This is a genomic window from Janibacter hoylei PVAS-1 (assembly GCF_000297495.1).
Taxonomy (GTDB): domain Bacteria; phylum Actinomycetota; class Actinomycetes; order Actinomycetales; family Dermatophilaceae; genus Janibacter; species Janibacter hoylei.
Map to the genome: position 1 here is coordinate 1 of NZ_ALWX01000054.1, position 15,901 is coordinate 15,901.

General features: G+C 70.7%; 14 protein-coding genes. 6 read left to right on the forward strand and 8 right to left on the reverse strand.

Translation table 11 applies throughout. The features are described from left to right. Nucleotides 1–337 precede the first annotated feature (337 nt). A complete protein-coding gene (locus B277_RS11710; RefSeq protein ID WP_007928498.1) occupies nucleotides 338–1,636 on the forward strand; it encodes a saccharopine dehydrogenase family protein in 1,299 nt (432 codons plus the stop codon). Nucleotides 1,637–1,772: 136 nt separating this feature from the next. Here B277_RS11710 and B277_RS11715 read toward each other — a convergent pair whose 3' ends face one another. The 5 genes from B277_RS11715 to B277_RS11735 all read right to left on the reverse strand — a co-directional run bounded on the left by B277_RS11715 (nucleotide 1,773) and on the right by B277_RS11735 (nucleotide 7,797). Then, nucleotides 1,773–2,864 (reverse strand): GNAT family N-acetyltransferase, encoded by a 1,092-nt coding sequence (locus B277_RS11715; protein ID WP_007928499.1) that lies wholly within the window; start codon nucleotides 2,862–2,864, stop codon nucleotides 1,773–1,775. Continuing rightward, nucleotides 2,861–3,670, reverse strand: coding sequence for a crotonase/enoyl-CoA hydratase family protein (locus B277_RS11720; RefSeq protein WP_007928500.1), 810 nt, complete (start codon nucleotides 3,668–3,670; stop codon nucleotides 2,861–2,863). Before B277_RS11720 ends, B277_RS11715 begins: the two co-directional genes overlap by 4 nt. Nucleotides 3,671–3,747: 77 nt before the next feature. Beyond that, complete coding sequence (locus tag B277_RS11725; protein ID WP_040881431.1) at nucleotides 3,748–4,320, reverse strand: hypothetical protein; 573 nt, start codon at nucleotides 4,318–4,320, stop codon at nucleotides 3,748–3,750. 473 nt (nucleotides 4,321–4,793) lie between these two features. After that, complete coding sequence (locus tag B277_RS11730) at nucleotides 4,794–5,267, reverse strand: SRPBCC family protein (RefSeq protein ID WP_007928515.1); 474 nt, start codon at nucleotides 5,265–5,267, stop codon at nucleotides 4,794–4,796. Nucleotides 5,268–5,277: 10 nt separating this feature from the next. Continuing rightward, nucleotides 5,278–7,797, reverse strand: a complete 2,520-nt coding sequence (locus B277_RS11735) for an MMPL family transporter (protein WP_007928519.1) — start codon at nucleotides 7,795–7,797, stop codon at nucleotides 5,278–5,280. A gap of 153 nt (nucleotides 7,798–7,950) precedes the next feature. On the opposite strand from B277_RS11735, the gene B277_RS11740 reads away from it, so the two are divergent. The 3 genes from B277_RS11740 to ppdK all read left to right on the forward strand — a co-directional run bounded on the left by B277_RS11740 (nucleotide 7,951) and on the right by ppdK (nucleotide 12,512). Then, nucleotides 7,951–9,108 (forward strand): MFS transporter, encoded by a 1,158-nt coding sequence (locus tag B277_RS11740; protein WP_007928521.1) that lies wholly within the window; start codon nucleotides 7,951–7,953, stop codon nucleotides 9,106–9,108. An 87-nt stretch (nucleotides 9,109–9,195) separates the two neighbouring features. Further along, nucleotides 9,196–9,684, forward strand: coding sequence for a GNAT family N-acetyltransferase (locus tag B277_RS11745; protein WP_007928523.1), 489 nt, complete (start codon nucleotides 9,196–9,198; stop codon nucleotides 9,682–9,684). Nucleotides 9,685–9,794: 110 nt separating this feature from the next. Next, on the forward strand, nucleotides 9,795–12,512 hold the full coding sequence (gene ppdK / locus B277_RS11750) for a pyruvate, phosphate dikinase (protein WP_040881433.1): 2,718 nt from the start codon (nucleotides 9,795–9,797) through the stop codon (nucleotides 12,510–12,512). Nucleotides 12,513–12,614: 102 nt separating this feature from the next. On the opposite strand, the gene B277_RS11755 is transcribed toward ppdK, so the two are convergent. Next, a complete protein-coding gene (locus B277_RS11755) occupies nucleotides 12,615–12,851 on the reverse strand; it encodes a hypothetical protein (RefSeq protein WP_040881435.1) in 237 nt (78 codons plus the stop codon). Nucleotides 12,852–12,944: 93 nt separating this feature from the next. Here B277_RS11755 and B277_RS11760 point away from each other — a divergent pair, with 93 nt between their 5' ends. Continuing rightward, the gene (locus B277_RS11760) at nucleotides 12,945–13,847 is read left to right on the forward strand and encodes a LysR family transcriptional regulator (RefSeq protein WP_007928529.1); all 903 of its coding nucleotides are present in this window, start codon (nucleotides 12,945–12,947) and stop codon (nucleotides 13,845–13,847) included. Between the two features lie 13 nt (nucleotides 13,848–13,860). Here the strand turns inward: B277_RS11760 and B277_RS11765 are convergent, their stop codons facing one another. Beyond that, nucleotides 13,861–14,424 (reverse strand): GNAT family N-acetyltransferase, encoded by a 564-nt coding sequence (locus tag B277_RS11765; RefSeq protein WP_007928531.1) that lies wholly within the window; start codon nucleotides 14,422–14,424, stop codon nucleotides 13,861–13,863. Continuing rightward, nucleotides 14,421–14,831, reverse strand: a complete 411-nt coding sequence (locus B277_RS11770) for a DUF1801 domain-containing protein (protein ID WP_007928533.1) — start codon at nucleotides 14,829–14,831, stop codon at nucleotides 14,421–14,423. Before B277_RS11770 ends, B277_RS11765 begins: the two co-directional genes overlap by 4 nt. Before the next feature lie 73 nt (nucleotides 14,832–14,904). Between B277_RS11770 and B277_RS11775 the strand changes: the two genes are divergently transcribed. After that, the gene (locus tag B277_RS11775; RefSeq protein WP_128276999.1) at nucleotides 14,905–15,738 is read left to right on the forward strand and encodes a hypothetical protein; all 834 of its coding nucleotides are present in this window, start codon (nucleotides 14,905–14,907) and stop codon (nucleotides 15,736–15,738) included. Nucleotides 15,739–15,901 lie beyond the last annotated feature (163 nt).

Below are 15,901 nucleotides of genomic sequence, written 5' to 3' on the forward strand. Positions count from 1 at the left end.
TCACCGGCAGCACCGTCCGCGCCACCGTCACCGGCAGCACCGTCCGCGCCACCGTCACCGGCAGCACCGTCCGCGCCACCGTCACCGGCAGCACCGTCGGCGTGCGGGGCCTCGGTCGGCACGCCGCCGATGGCCTCCTCGGGCAGGTCTGGGGTCTCGCTCGGAGGCTGCGTCATCGTGCTTCTCCTTCGTGTCGGTGCGCGGCGCGACTGACGCCACCCACCCTTCATAGCCGAGGATGCTCCGCAAGGGAAGCCTGACGACGTGGGCATCCCCCTTCGCCAAGTGAACGATGAAGATGAAACATCCTGCGGCACAACGCGTTACTGTCGAACTCATGACTGAGTCCCCGGCCCGTGACCTCGACATCGTCCTCGTCGGCGCCACCGGCTTCGTCGGCCGCCTCACGGCCCAGCACCTGCGTGACCACGCCCCTGCGGGGCTGCGGATCGGGCTGGCCGGTCGCTCCCGCGCCAAGCTCGACGTGCTCGCCGCCGAGCTCGGAGCCCCCCTCGCGGACTGGCCCCGGATCGTCATCGACGTCTCGGACCCCGCGGCCTGTGCCGACCTGGCCGCCCGCACCCGCGTGCTCGTGACGACGGTCGGCCCTTATGCCGCGTACGGCAGCGAGCTCGTCAAGGCCTGCGCCGTCGCCGGCACGCACTACGCCGACCTCACCGGCGAGGTCCTCTTCGTCCGGGACACCGCAGACGCCTTCCACGACGTGGCCCAGCGCTCGGGCGCGCGCATCGTGCACTCGTGCGGCTTCGACTCGATCCCGTCCGACCTCGGCGTCTGGGAGACCGCCCGCATCGCCGCCGACGAGGGGGCCGGCGAGCTGACCGACACCGTCCTCTTCGTCCGGCGGCTCAAGGGCGGGCTGTCCGGCGGCACCATCGACTCGATGCGCCGCCAGACGATCGCCGCCCGCGAGTCGGTCGAGGACCGCCGCGTCATCAACGACCCCTACGGCCTGAGCCCCGACCGGGCCGCCGAGCCGACGAAGTCCGATCGCGCCGACACCCAGACCACGCCCGCCCCACGGGGCGGCCGGGTCCGCTCCGTCGCCGGTCGCGTCGGGTCGCGACTGCCGGTGCGCCGCACCGAGGACGGTCACTGGACCGGCCCCTTCATCATGGCGTCGTACAACACACGCATCGTGCGTCGCAGCAATGCCCTGCTCGGCTGGGCCTACGGCCGCGCCTTCCGGTACCACGAGGTGACCGACTTCGGCGCCCGCGCCAAGGCCCCCTTCGCCGCCACCGGCATGACCGCCGGCCTCCTCGGGCTCGTCGGCGGACTCTCCTTCGCGCCGACCCGCAAGGTCATCGACCGCTTCCTCCCCGACCCGGGCGAGGGCCCCGACGAGGAGACGCGGGTCAACGGCCGCTTCACGATGGAGGTCGTCGCCATGACGACGTCGGGCACGAAGTACGCGACCACCGTTGCGGCACAAGCAGACCCGGGCTACAACGGCACGGCGATCATGCTGGGCCAGTCCGCGCTGTGCCTCGCCGAGGACGACCTGACGAGCGAAGGGGGCGTCCTCACCCCCGCCGTGGCCATGGGCTCGGCGCTCATCGAGCGCCTGCGGGCGCAGGACTTCACCATCGAGACCCACCGCCTCACCCACTGACCGCACCTGCGCACATCTCCCCAGGGAAATGCCACCCCTGTGCGCATTTCCCTAGGGAAATGACAGCCCTTCCGGTGATCTCCCTAGGGAAATGCGGCCTTGCGTGCGCATTTCCCTAGGGAGATGCGCAGTCGGGCTACTGGTCCAGGCGGGCCTGCGGCACGGGGGCGTCGGTCCCCTCGAAGCGCACGTCGCGGTGCCACGACTCGGTGCGGTAGCGGGTGACCCAGCCCATCGATTCGTAGAGGCCGTCGGCGCCGGTGGGACTGTCGGCGTCGACCTCGAGCGCGACGCGGTTGCGGCCACGGCGGGCGGTGTCGGCGATGACCGCGTGGAGCAGCGACTTCGCGACGCCCCGCCCACGGGCGAGCCGGTGCACGCCGATGTAGTCGATGTACGTGCCCTCGTGACCCTGCTTGTCCTTGGGCAGGACGGACGCGGCGACGGCACCGCCGGGCACCCACTGGCCCTCGACCTCGATGTCGGCGATCCACCAGTGGTCCCACCGGTGCCCCGGGGCCTCACGCAGCCGCGACAGGAACTCGGGGAAGGACTCGCGGTAGGAGTTGAAGTGGTCGGCGAAGGACTCCTCGATCATCCGGTAGACCGCCTGCAGGTCGGCCGCGACCGGGGTCCCGTCGTCACGGCGAGCGACCTGCCGCACGACGACGCCCTCGCGGGTCTCGGCGAGATCGGCGTCGCCCGGACCGATGGGGCGGCTCATCTGCAACCACCGCCGGGCGCGGGTGAACCCGGCCGGCTCGAGCATGCTGCGCAGCCGCTCGTCGTCCTCGTGGACCGACACGTCCAGTCGGGTCCCGCCGAGGCCGCGGCCACGCGCGATGCGCAGCGCGACCGCCTCGGCCCAGGCGAGGAGAGAGGCGGCGAGCGTCTGCTCGACCTCACGACCGAGGTCCGGGTCGGCGGTCAGGTCGATGTTGCACCGACCGGCCGCGCGGTCGTGCACCCGCGCCCACACGCGGATCGCCCCTCCGGGGTCGACGACGACGACCTGGCGACGGGTCCACGACCCCTCGCCGACGGCCTCACCGGCGATGAGCTCGCTCTCCACGGCACCCGAGCCGTCGACCGCCTTCTTCGCGGCCGAGACGAGCGCGATGAGCTCGTCGACGTCGCCCTCGTCGGGGGCCCGGCTCGACCAGCCCTCGGGCAGGTCCTCGGGGACGATCGGGAGGAAGCCCGCCTGGGCCCGGGGGCCGCCGCTCACGGGACGAGCCGACGCTGACGGGGCAGGAACTCCGGCTCTGCCTTGCGGGCATTCGCCGCCCGGGCACGGGCGGCGTTGGGGCCGAAGAGCAGGGGGAGCTGCTCCCTTCGCTCCCGTGCAAAGGTGTGGCGTGGACTGCGGTGCCACGTCCCGTCGAAGAGTCGCTTGGTCGCCGCGAGCGCGTCGGGCGAGCGGGTGGCCAGGCGCTCCGCCAGGGCCAGGGCGGCAGCCACCGGGTCGTCCGCCACCTCCGTGGCCAGCCCGAGCTCGTCGGCGCGGGTGCCGGTGATCTTGTCCGCGGTCATCGTCAGCTGCTTGGCCACGTCGATGCCCACGAGCTCGGAGAGAGCCTGCACCCCGGACATGTCGGGGATGATCCCCCAGCGCCCCTCGAGCACCGACCAGGTGGCGTCAGGGTGGGTGATCCGGAAGTCGGCCGCCAGGGCGATCTGCAGCCCGCCTCCGAGGCAGTGACCGCTGACGGCCGCGATGACCGGGACCGGCAGCCGGCGGAAGGCCCACGGGGCCTCCTGGAAGGTGTTGGTCCCCCGCCACGGGCGCGGGACGAAGCGGGAGACGATGCCCGACGGCTTCTTCATCGCCGAGCCGAAGTCGAGGCCCGCGCAGAAGGAGTCGCCCTCACCCGAGATGACGACGGCGCGCAGCCGACGGTCGGACCGTAACCCGTGGGCGACGGCCGCGAGGTCGTCGAGCATCTCCAGCGTCAGGGCGTTGAGCTTGTCCGGGCGAGCGAGCCGCACGTGGGCGATGCCGTCCGAGATCGTCGTCGTGATGTGCCGAGGCATGCCCCCACCCTATGCGGGGCCGGGACGACGGAAGGCCCCCGTCCAAGGACGGGACCCTTCCGGTGGAGCAGGTGTGATCAGACGGCGTCGAGGTACTTCTCGAGGATGCCGGCCACGGTGGAGGCGGACTTCTCGGTGGCGGAGGTGACGAGGTAGGTCGTCCCGCCCTTCTCGCCCGCGCACTGGGTCGTCGAGGAGAGCGTCCCGCAGTGGGCGTCCCCGACCTTTTCGTCGTCGTCCCAGACGGCCTCGAAGTCGGACGGCTTGACCGAGGAGCTCGAGACGACGGAGATCGTGTCGCTGCCCTTGGTGTAGACCGCCGTCTTCTGACCGCTGGTGTTGCTCGTGGTGCCGCGCTTCCACCCGTCGAACTCGGCCGGGAAGTCCCCACCGCCGGCGGCGCTGGAACTGCTCGAGCTCGTCGTCGGCTCGGAGGTCGAGGACTCGGTCGTCGGCTCGGAGGTCGAGGACTCGGTCGTCGGCTCGGAGGTGGAGGACTCGGTGGAGCTCTGCGAGGTCGACTGGCTCGTCGACGAGGAGCTGCTCTCGTCGTCGTCGCTACCACCGAAGGCGAAGTAGCCACCGATGCAGCAGGCGAGGACCACGACGAGGACACCGCCGATGATGGCCGCGATGATGCCGCCGCTCATCCCCTTCTTCGGGGGCTGGCCACCGGTGGCACCCGGACCGCCGTAGCCCTGGCCGGGAGGCGGTGCACCCTGGCCGTAGGCCGGCTGCCCCTGCCCCTGCCCGTAGGCTGGTTGAACTGGCCGTGCTGGGGCCCCTGGCCGAAGGAGCCGCCGGGCGGCGGAGGAACGTTCGGGCCGCTCGGACCCCCTGGAGGTGTGGTCATGGGGCCATGGTCACACAATCCGGGCCCCGGCGGTACCACGCGACACCGCGCGGCGCCGAGCACACACAGCGAGGGCGGAACTCCCCCTGCGGAGTCCCGCCCTCGCTGTCGGCTCCGAGACCCCCTGCAGCCCCGTGCCGTGCCAGCCGCTCCCCTGTGCTGCTGACACGGATGAATCTATGAGGGCCGCGCAGACCGGGTCGATGGGGAGAAGTACCCATGTCCGGTGGGGTTCTCGCCCGCGCGCACCCGGGGGCAGACCCCCGTCGGTCAGCCGCGCTCGACGACCGCCTTGAGCCGCTCGAGCGTCACGGCCATGCCCGCCTCCATCTCACGGTCGAAGTCGGCGACGCCCCCGAGCACCTTGTCCTGCAGCGTCCGTGAGATGGCCGTCGTCCCCTGCGGCGCCTCACGACGGTGCGTGACCGTCGTGCCGCCGGACGCGGAGGGCGCCAGCTCGAAGGACCAGATGGTCCCGTTGTCCTTGACGCGGAAGGCGTAGTCGCGGTGCGGCTCGAAGCGCACGACCTTGGCGCGCGTCGGCCACAGCAGCGGGCCGCGCCGGTTGACGTTGATCGTCCGCGTCCCGAGCCCGACCGGCGCCGTGCCGACGACGTGGGTGCGGAGCACCTGGTCGGAGAGTCCGCCGAGGGCGCGCGGGTCGGTGATGACCGCCCACACCTCCTGCGGGGTCGCAGCGATGTCGGTCGTGGCCTCGAGGAGTGCGGCGTTCTGCGTCGTCATGCCGCCGACCCTACGAGGCGGTGGCACCCTCCGCTGTGGCCACGGTCTCCCCCTTCGTGCCGGGGCGCTCCAAGGCGGCGCCCTCGACGTCGAGATCCGGCAGGATCCGGTCGAGCCAGCGGGGCATCCACCAGGCGCCCTCGCCGAGCAGGTGCATCACCGCGGGGGTGAGGGTCATCCGCACGAGGAGCGCGTCGACGAGGACGCCGACGGCGAGCGCGAAGCCGATCGGCCGGATCATCGTCAGGTGGGCGAAGATGAAGCCCGCGAAGACCGCCGCCATGATCAGGGCCGCGGCGAGCACGACCTTCGCCCCGTGGGTGAAGCCGTGCCGCACCGCCGAGCGGGCGTCGGCGCCGTGGGCGTGCGCCTCCTTCATCCCGGACACGAGGAACATCTGGTAGTCCATCGCCAGGCCGAAGAGGACACCGATGAGCATGATCGGCATGAAGCTGAGCATCGGCCCCGGGGTGTCGACACCGAGGAGCGAGCCGAGCCAGCCCCACTGGTACACCGCGACGGCGGCACCGAAGGACGCGGCGACGGACAGCAGGAAGCCGGCGGTCGCGACGAGCGGCACGAGGATGCTGCGGAAGACGATGGTGAGCAGGACGAGCGAGAGCCCGATGACGATCGCCAGGTAGGGAGGCAGCGAGGCCGCGAGCTGCTCGGAGATCTCGATGTTGGCGACGGTCTGACCGGTGAGGCCGATCTCGGAGTGCGTCGCCGTGCCGATCGGGCCGGCGCTCGCCTTGAGCAGGCGGACGGTGTCGCTCGTCTCCTTGTCCGCCGGGCCGCTTTCGGTGATGACCTGGAAGGCGAGCGTGGTCCGGTCGTCACTGACCCCGAAGGGGATGACCGCCTTGACGCCGCCGACGGTGCGCAGCTGCTTGACGAGGTGGCTCTGCTCGACGAGGACGGCGTCCTCGTCCTCCGCCGGCTCGTCCAGGGTCGCGACGGCGATGATCGGACCGTTGGCCCCGGCACCGAAGTTGTCCTCGACCTCGACGTAGGCCTGGTGGGCGGTGGACTCGAGCGGCTCGCTCGACCCGTCCGGCAGCCCGAGGCGAAGGGAGAGCGCCGGCACCGCGATGATCCCGCAGAGGGCGATGACGGCGAGCACGACGAGCGCGGGGCGCTTCGTCACGCCGCCGACGTAGCGCGAGCCGAAGACCTGGTCGGTGTCGGGCCGGGCGGCGTGCTTGGCCCACGCGCGCTTCGAGATGACCCGGCGGCCGATGACGTGGAGCAGGGCCGGGGTGAGCGTCAGCGCGACGCACACGGCGACGACGACGGTCGCGGCGGCGACGAGACCCATCTGGCCGAGGAGCGGCACGGGGGTGATGACGAGTGCGGTGAGCGCGATGGCGACGGTCGTGCCGGCGACGACGACGGCGCTGCCGGCGGTGCCGACGGCGTGCGCGATGGAGTCGGTCATCTCGCGCCCGTCGAGCAGCTGGGTGCGATGCCGGTTGACGATGAAGAGCGCGTAGTCGATGCCGACGGCGAGGCCGAGCATGAGCGCGAGCGCCGGGGTCATCGCGTGCATGTCGAAGAAGTGGGTCGCGGCCATGGCTCCGGCGAGGCCGACGCCGACGCCGAGGAGGGCACCGGAGATCGGCAGTCCGGCGGCGACGAGCGAGCCGAGGGCGAGTGTGAGCACCATGGCGGCGATGAGCAGGCCGACGACCTCACCCGGGCCGACGAGGGTGTTTTCCTGGGTGATCTCGACGCTGTACTGCGTCTGGATCCCGGCGTCCTCGAGCTGCTTGCCGATCTCGACGATCGCCTCCTTGACCTCGGGGTCGACGGAGTTGGTGTTGGTGTCGAACTGGATCTGGGTCAGTGCGTAGCCGTTGTCGGTGACAAATCGGGAGTCCGCGGCGCCGTCGGAGACGATCGTGCCGGCGTCGTACTGGGTCCGGCCGGTCTTGAGCTTGCGCTCCCCCTTGGCGTAGTCCTTCTTGGCCTTGGCCATCTCCTTCTCGCCGTCCTTGACCTGCTGGCGGATCTCGGCGAGGTGCGGGCTGTCGGGGTCGTTCTTCTCGAAGTAGTCGATCCACGCGTTGCCGTAGTCGAGCTGGCCCTGGGCCTTGGAGATCTTGACCCAGGCCTTGTCGAGGTCCTTCTGGCCCTTGTCGAGGTCCTTCTTCGCCTTCGTCAGGTCGGTGCGCGAGTCGTCGAGGGTCCGCTGGTTGTCGAAGGGGTTGATGACCCGCTTGACGCTCGGCTGGTCCTCCCACTCGCCGTAGACCTTGTCGATCGCCTTGCGCTGCTCGGAGGTGAATGCGCCGTCCTCGGTGTGGAGCACCACCGTGCCGAAGCCGCCTGCTGCGTCGGGGATCTCGGTCTGCAGGTTGTCCAGCACCTCCTCGAACTCGCTCCCGGGCACCGACACCTCGTTGGTCAGGGGGCGACCGAAGGCGGCGGCGCCGGATCCGGCCAGCACGAGGACGACGAGCCAGGCCGCGAGCACGCTCTTGGCGTGGGTGGCGCACCAGCGGCCGAGGCGGTAGAGGCGAAGTGCCATGCGAGTGATCTCCTGATCGATTCTTCTACTTCCGTAGAACAGTCATCTACAAATGTAGAGGCAATGTCGTTGAGAGGTCAAACGGTGGGAGAGAATGGATCGGTGAATCTCCCTTCGCCCCCCACGGTTGCACGATCGTCCACCGATGGTCGGGTGGGGACGGCCCTCGCCGCCCTGGTGCTCGGGGGCGTCGGCATCGGCGTCACCGAATTCGTGACGATGGGACTGCTCCCGGAGATCGCCGGGGGTATCGGGACAACGATCCCACAGGCCGGGCACACGATCTCGGCGTACGCGCTCGGCGTCGTCGTCGGCGCACCGACGATCGCGATCTTCGGCAACCGGCTCCCCCGCCGTGAGCTGCTCGTCGGCCTCATGGTCCTCTTCGCCCTGGGCAACGTGCTGAGCGCGATGGCCACCGGCTACGAGGTGCTCATGCTCGCCCGCTTCGTCGCCGGCATCCCGCACGGCGCCTTCTTCGGCATCGCCTCGATCGTCGCCTTCGACATCGTCGCGCCGGGGCGCGGCGGCTGGGCGGTCAGCCGGATCATGCTCGGCATCCCCATCGCCAACGTCGCCGGCGTCCCACTCGCGACCTGGCTGGGCCAGCAGGCCGGCTGGCGCTCCGCGTACTGGCTCGTCGCCGCGATCGGTGTCCTCACCGCCGTGCTCGTCAGCATCCTCGTCCCGCACCAGCCCGCCGACACCGAGGCCGACGTGCGCAGCGAGCTGTCCGCCTTCGCCGACTCGCAGGTCTGGCTCACACTGCTCATCGGGTCGGTGGGCTTCGGCGGCGTCTTTGCGATGTACTCCTACATCTCGCCGATCCTGCGCAACCAGACCGGCCTGCCCGCCGACGCGGTGCCGATCTACCTCTTCGTCTACGGCGTCGGTGGCCTGCTCGGCACGATGATCGCCGGGCGACTCGTCGACCTGTCGGTGCTGCGCACGCTCGTCGGGTCGACGATTGCGACCGGGGCCAGCCTCGCCCTCTTCGCCTGGGCCGCCAACTGGGCGGTCCCGGCCGGCGTCGTCCTGCTCCTCGTGTGCATCTCCGTCTCGGCCTTCGTCCTCGCCCTCCAGCTGCGGCTCATGGAGGTTGCCGGACGCGCCCGCACCCTCGGCGCCGCCGGCAACCACGCCGCCCTCAACGTCGCCAACGCCCTCGGCGCCTGGCTTGGCGGGCTCGTGCTCTCCGCCGGGTGGGGGTGGCAGGCGCCCTCGCTCGTCGGCGCCGGCCTGTCTGCGGCCGGCCTCGTGGTGCTGCTGCTCTCCCTTCGCATCCACCGCGGCCGCACCACCCTGGACTGACCCTTCGCCCTCCGGTCCCCGAGGAGCGAGGCGGTCGTCGGCCGCAGCGTCTCGAAGGGCAGGGACCGAGGGCATATCGTCGGGCCCATGAGCCACCCCGACATCCGGCGCGCCGTCCCCGCCGACGTCCCCGAGATCCTCCGCCTGGTCCGCGAGCTCGCCGCGTACGAAAAGGAGCCCGACGCCGTCGAGACAACCGAGGAGGACTTCGTGCAGGCGCTCTTCCCGGCGAAGGGGGAGCCCACCGCCCACTGCCACGTCGCCGAGGCCGGCGAGGGCAAGGAGCGTCGCGTCGTGGGGCTCGCCCTCTGGTACCTCACCTTCTCGACGTGGACGGGGAAGAACGGGATCCACCTCGAGGACCTCTACGTCGAGCCGCGGCACCGGGGCTCCGGCCTGGGCAAGGAGCTCATCGCCGAGCTGGCCGCGGAGTGCCGCGAGCGCGGCTACCGTCGCCTGGAGTGGACGGTCCTGCGGTGGAATGCACCGTCCATCGCCTTCTACGAGTCGCTCGGCGCGCAGCCGCAGACCGAGTGGGAGACCTACCGGCTCGACGGCGCCGGCCTCGACCTCTGAGAGGTGCGGGGGGACCCCCTTCGCCCCGTGTGCGGAACCGACCGTGCTCCGCGGGGGTGACGCCTGCCATAGTGGGCTGGTTCCGCGCACGCGTTTGGGAAGGCACACCCGTGATTCAGTACGTCCACATGTTCAGCGAGGGCGATCGCGACCAGAAGGACCTCCTCGGCGGCAAGGGGGCCAACCTCGCCGAGATGGTCAAGCTGGGCCTGCCCGTCCCTCCCGGCTTCACGATCACGACGGAGGCCTGCCGCGCCTACCTCTCCGAGGGGCGGGTGCCCCCGGAGGTGCGCGTCGAGGTCACCCAGCGACTGCGTGACGTCGAGGACCTCATCGGCCGCACCCTCGGCGACTCCGAGGAGCCGCTCCTGCTCTCGGTGCGCTCCGGCGCGAAGTTCTCCATGCCCGGCATGATGGAGACGGTGCTCAACGTCGGCCTCAACGACGACACCGTCCACTCCCTCGCCTCCTTCGCCGGTGACGAGCGCTTCGCGTGGGACTCCTACCGCCGGCTCATCCAGATGTTCGGCAAGACGGTGCTCGACATCGACTCCGAGCGCTTCAGCGACGTCCTCGACGCGCACAAGGAGCAGGCCGGCGTTCAGGCCGACGTCGACCTGACCGCCGACCACCTCAAGCAGGTCGTCGCCGAGTTCAAGCAGATCGTCCTCGACGAGACGGGCCACCCCTTCCCGCAGACGCCGCGCCGTCAGGTGGACATGGCCATCGAGGCGGTCTTCCGCAGCTGGAACACCGAGCGCGCCCAGCTCTACCGTCGCCGCGAGCGCATCGCCGACGACCTGGGCACCGCGGTCAACGTGCAGGCGATGGTCTTCGGCAACCTCGGCGAGACCTCCGGCACGGGCGTGTGCTTCACCCGCGACCCCTCCTCCGGCCACTCCGGTGTCTACGGCGACTACCTGCCCAATGCCCAGGGCGAGGACGTCGTCGCGGGCATCCGCAACACGCTCGCGCTCACCGACCTCGAGCAGCGCGACCCGGACGCCTACAAGGAGCTGCGCACCGCGATGCGCCGCCTCGAGACGCACTACCGCGACCTGTGCGACATCGAGTTCACCATCGAGCGCGGCCGGCTGTGGATGCTGCAGACCCGCGTCGGCAAGCGCACCGCCGGTGCCGCCTTCCGCATCGCGACCCAGCTCGTCGACGAGGCGCTCATCACGATGGACGAGGCCCTCGAGCGGGTCACCGGCGAGCAGCTGAGCCAGCTGCTCTTCCCGCAGTTCGACCGCGAGGCCGAGCGCACCCTCATCGCCACCGGCATGGGCGCCTCCCCTGGTGCGGCCGTCGGGGCCGTCGCCTTCGACAACGCGAGCGCCGAGGCCAAGCAGGCCGAGGGCAGCTCGGTGATCCTCGTGCGTCGCGAGACCTCCCCCGAGGACCTGCCCGGCATGATCGCCGCCGCCGGCATCCTCACCGCGCGCGGCGGCAAGACCTCGCACGCGGCCGTCGTCGCCCGCGGCATGGGCAAGTGCGCGGTCGTCGGCGCGGAGGACCTCGTCGTCGACGTGGCGAGCAAGGAGATCCGGGTCGGCGAGCACGTCGTCCGCGAGGGCGACACCATCGCCATCGACGGCAAGACCGGTGAGGTCTTCCTCGGTGACGTGCACGTCGTCGACTCCCCCGTCATGACCTACATCTCCGAGGGCCTCGAGACCGCCCGCGCCGCGTCCGACGGGGACGAGACCACCGAGCTGCTCGAGGCGGTCGACCGCGTGCTCACCCACGCCGACGCCCGCCGCCGGCTGCGGGTGCGGGCCAATGCCGACACCGGCGAGGACGCCCAGCGCGCCCGCGACCGCGGCGCCGAGGGCATCGGCCTGTGCCGCACGGAGCACCAGTTCCTCGGCGAGCGACGTCAGCAGATCGAGCGGGTCGTGCTCGCCGAGACCGATGAGGAGCGTGATGCGGCGCTCGCCGAGCTGCTGCCGGCCCAGGTCGAGGACTTCTCCGACCTGCTCACCGCGATGGACGGGCTGCCGACGACGATCCGGCTCATCGACCCGCCGCTGCACGAGTTCCTCCCCGACCTCACCGACCTGACCGTCGAGGTGGCGCTGGCCGAGGAGCGCGGCGAGAGCGGCCCCGAGGTCGACCGGGCCCGTGCGCTGCGCGACGCCGTCCGCTCGATCCACGAGTCCAACCCGATGCTCGGCCTGCGCGGGGTGCGCCTCGGGCTGAAGATCCCCGGCCTCTTCGGCCTGCAGATCCGGGCCATCGCCGAGGCCGTCGTGCGCCTGCGCGAGGCGGGTCAGGACCCGCAGCCGGAGATCATGGTCCCGCTCATCGGGTCCAACCGTGAGCTGGTCATCGTGCGCCGCCAGGCGGAGGAGATCATCACCGAGGTCGCCGAGGCCCACAACCAGTCGATCGAGATCCCGATCGGTTGCATGATCGAGCTGCCGCGTGCGGCCCTCACAGCCAACCGCATCGCGCAGACCGCCGACTTCTTTTCCTTCGGCACCAACGACCTGACCCAGACGACGTGGGGCTTCTCCCGCGACGACGTGGAGACGGCCTTCTTCCCGAAGTACCTCGAAAACGGGGTCCTGACGATCTCCCCCTTCGAGACCCTCGACGCCCTCGGCGTCGGCGAGCTCGTGCGCACGGGCGTCGACAAGGGCCGCGCCACCCAGCCGGGGCTCAAGACCGGCGTCTGCGGCGAGCACGGCGGCGACCCGGAGTCGATCCACTTCTTCCACGAGGCCGGTCTCGACTACGTGAGCTGCTCCCCCTTCCGCGTCCCCGTGGCGCGGCTCGAGGCGGGCCGGGCGGTCGTGCTCACCGACGACGTCGGTACGCGCTGACCGGACCTCGTCCGGGCACGACGAAGGCCCCGCACCACACGGCGCGGGGGCCTTCGTCACGTCCGGGCTGGAATCACCCCCGGACGGGCACGTCGCGGACGGTCAACGGGTGGAGAGGATCGGCTGGAAGCGGTCGCTCATCCGGTGGTCGTAGGGCGCGTGGTACTCGGGACCGGAGGTCGCCGAGGAGATCTGGTCGCGCTTGGTGATGTTTTCGTCCTGGGACATGGCGGCGAGCTCCGCGGCCATGCGGGTGTGGTCGGAGTCCGGGCCGGCACCCCAGTGGCGGTTGGCGGCGGGACGCAGGGCGTTGATGTAGGTCATCCAGAGCTTCTCCATGACCACGATGTTGGTCGCTTCAACTATTCTTATCCAATTCAGTTTTTCGGATGTTTGTGCAGTTTTGCTTCATCATCGAATACGCTCGGGGTTATGGTCGACGCCCACCGCCTGCGGATCTTCCTGTCCGTCATGGCGTCCGGCTCCGTCAACGCGGCCGCGGGCCACCTCGGCTACTCGCCGTCTGCGGTGAGTCAGCAGATCGCCGCACTGCAAAAGGAGACGGGGCTCACACTCTTCACCCGCCACGGGCGGGGGATCGAGCCCACACCCGCCGCCCACACGCTCGCCGCAGAGTCCGAGCGCCTCATGACCGAGCTCAAGCGGGTCGACGCCGTCGTCGACGACCTGCGCGAAGGGAGCACCGGCGCGCTGTCCATCGGGTACTTCGCCTCGGCCGGGTACCGGTGGATGCCGCAGCTGGCCAAGCGGCTGCAGGCCACGATGCCCGAGCTCACCCTGCAGATGGTCCTCACCGAGGGCTACCCGCCGGGCGAGGCGCCGCCCGTCGACATCGACGTCGTACCGGACGACCCGACGACCTCGATCCGACCCGGCTACATCGTCACGCCGCTCATGACCGACCACTTCGTCGCGCTGGTCCCCGCCGACCACCGGCTCGCCGGTCGCCGCCGGGTCGAGATGGCCGAGCTCGCCGAGGACTCGTGGATCAGCAACGACATCTCCGCCGGTATCACCCAGGAGATGGTCGACCGGGCCTGCCGCGCAGCGGGGTTCCGACCCCGATACACCGTCGAGGCGCAGGACCACTACACGGCCACGGCCTTCGTCGCGGCGGGTGTGGGCATCACCGTGCTGCCCGACCTGGCGAGCCGCACGATCCCCAAGACGGTGCGGCGGCTGCGCCTGACCAACCCCAACCCGGTGCGCGACATCGTCGCCCTCACCGCGCCCGTGGCCCGGTCCAACGAGGCGGCGAAGCTCGCGGTCGACCTGCTCGAGCAGATCGCCGCCGCCTCTGCCCGGCGGCGGTGACGCCCCCTTCGCCTCAGGTCCACTCCTCGCGCAGGATCCCGTAGGTGTAGCCGTCGACCCACCCGAGCTCGGCGTGCCACGAGTCCTTGACGCCGTGCTGCTCCCTGCGCATGCCGATGCGCTCCATGACCCGCCACGACGGGGTGTTGTCGGCGAAGCAGCCGGCGGTCACCCGGTGCAGCCCGAGATCGTCGAAGGCGATCGACAGCAGGCCGCACGCCAGGTGCGTGCCGTGGCCGCGACCGGCGTGCGCGGGATCGATGGTATAGCCGAGGCTGCCCTGCGCCCGGCTCCAGGTGCCGTCGCCGTCGTGGACCTGGCCCATGGCGTCCCCGATGGACAGCGAGCCGGTCCCCACGAGCTGACCGTCGACGTGCGCGGCCACGCCGAGGCTGTCGGGGTCGTCCTCGAGCCAGCTGCGCGTGTACGCCTGCGGGTCGACGGTCGTCAGCAGCAGCCATCGCGTGACCTCGGGGCGGTTGCGCCAGGTGAGTGCCTGCGCGATGTCGTCCGGTGTCGGCGGGCGAAGGGAGAGTGGCCCGGCCTGTCGTGGCCAGGCGAGGTCGGCTACCTTCACTCGCCGGACCCCGCCCAGGAGCGCTCGACGAGCTCGCGCAGGACGTCGGCGTCGACGTCCTCCAATCGCTTGATGTAGACGCAGCCCTTGCCGGTGGTGTGCTTCCCGAGCCGGTCGAGCAGGTCCTCGTTGGACCCGTAGAAGGTCAGTCCGTAGAGCGTCAGCGCTGCCTTGCGCGGCGCGAGCCCGATGCGGAACCACTGGTGCTCCCTGCCGTCCGCCGTCGTGTACGGCTGGTCCCCGAAGCCAATCATCGACGGGCCCCACACGACCGGCTCGGCCCCGGAGACCTCGCGCATGAGGTCGAGCGCGGCCTGCGCGTCCACGCGGCGGCGCTCGTCGGCCACGGCCCTGAGCACCTCGTCGGGGGAGGTGTCGGTGGGCTTGGTCTTGCGGTCGCTGGACATGGGGCGAGCGTAGGGCGTTGGACCAACGATCCGGGCCCGCTCGATGTCTGCCGCGCCCGCTACTGTGCCCAGCATGACCAGCGACGAATGGCCTGACATGATCGAGGAACTCATGTGGGTTCGCCGGCCGCAGAACACCCATCTGTCACAGTCACACACCGATCCGGGCAGCTACAGCCCACTCGCCCGGTCGGACGACACCAACGACCTTCAGGGCCAAGCGACGATGAGGCCGGCTGACAAGGAAGATCTCGACACGTCAGAGCCCGTCTTCTTCGATGACTCTCCAGCCGAGGACCCTGCAGGAAACCTGCGCGCGGAGCTCGCCGCCGCGCTCCTCATGCTCGGCGCCGTGTACGCAGCGCGACAAGCTTCGCCGCACATCGTCCGCTGGTGGGAGACACGCGGCCGTGAAGCGCTGCGGCGTGTAGCGCGTCGGTTGATGCCCAAGAAGCGGACCGAGGGCGGTGCGGATAGTGGCGCCCCTACAGAGATGACCAGCACTGCCTCAGACATCGTCATCGGCGTGCCCATCGTGGATTCCGCCCAGGCTTCGAATGCGGTGGAGGTCTACAGATCCGGGATGGCCTCGGAAGAGGCGCGCGAGCGGTTTATCTCGGCGCTGGTGGCGCAGGCCTACGCCGACGAGCAGTTGCGCACCCTCAGGTCGGCACGCATCGAAGATGGCGCTCCGAGCGCCCACCTTGCCGTGCCCATCGACGCCCTGACACGAGAACAACTCGCTAGCGGCATCCGCCACGTGCTCGAAGCGCACCCGGACTGGCCGAACGCCTCGATGGTGGATCGCCTCGGCGAAGTTCTTGAGCAGGGGCCGCCTGTGACCATGCCCAAGCCCAAGCGGGTGCGGCTGCCTCAGGTGTCACGTTCCAGCAGTCGACGGGGCTGATGCCAGCACCTGGATCTGGCCGCCTGAGGCTACGCCCCCATCGGCTGAGCCCGCGACTCAACGTCACGCAGGATCTCGACGATGTCATCAACTGCGTTCTCGTCGAAGAGGTCGTCAGGACCGGCCGGCTTTACGAGTCGCCGTACACCGACCATGCGCCGAC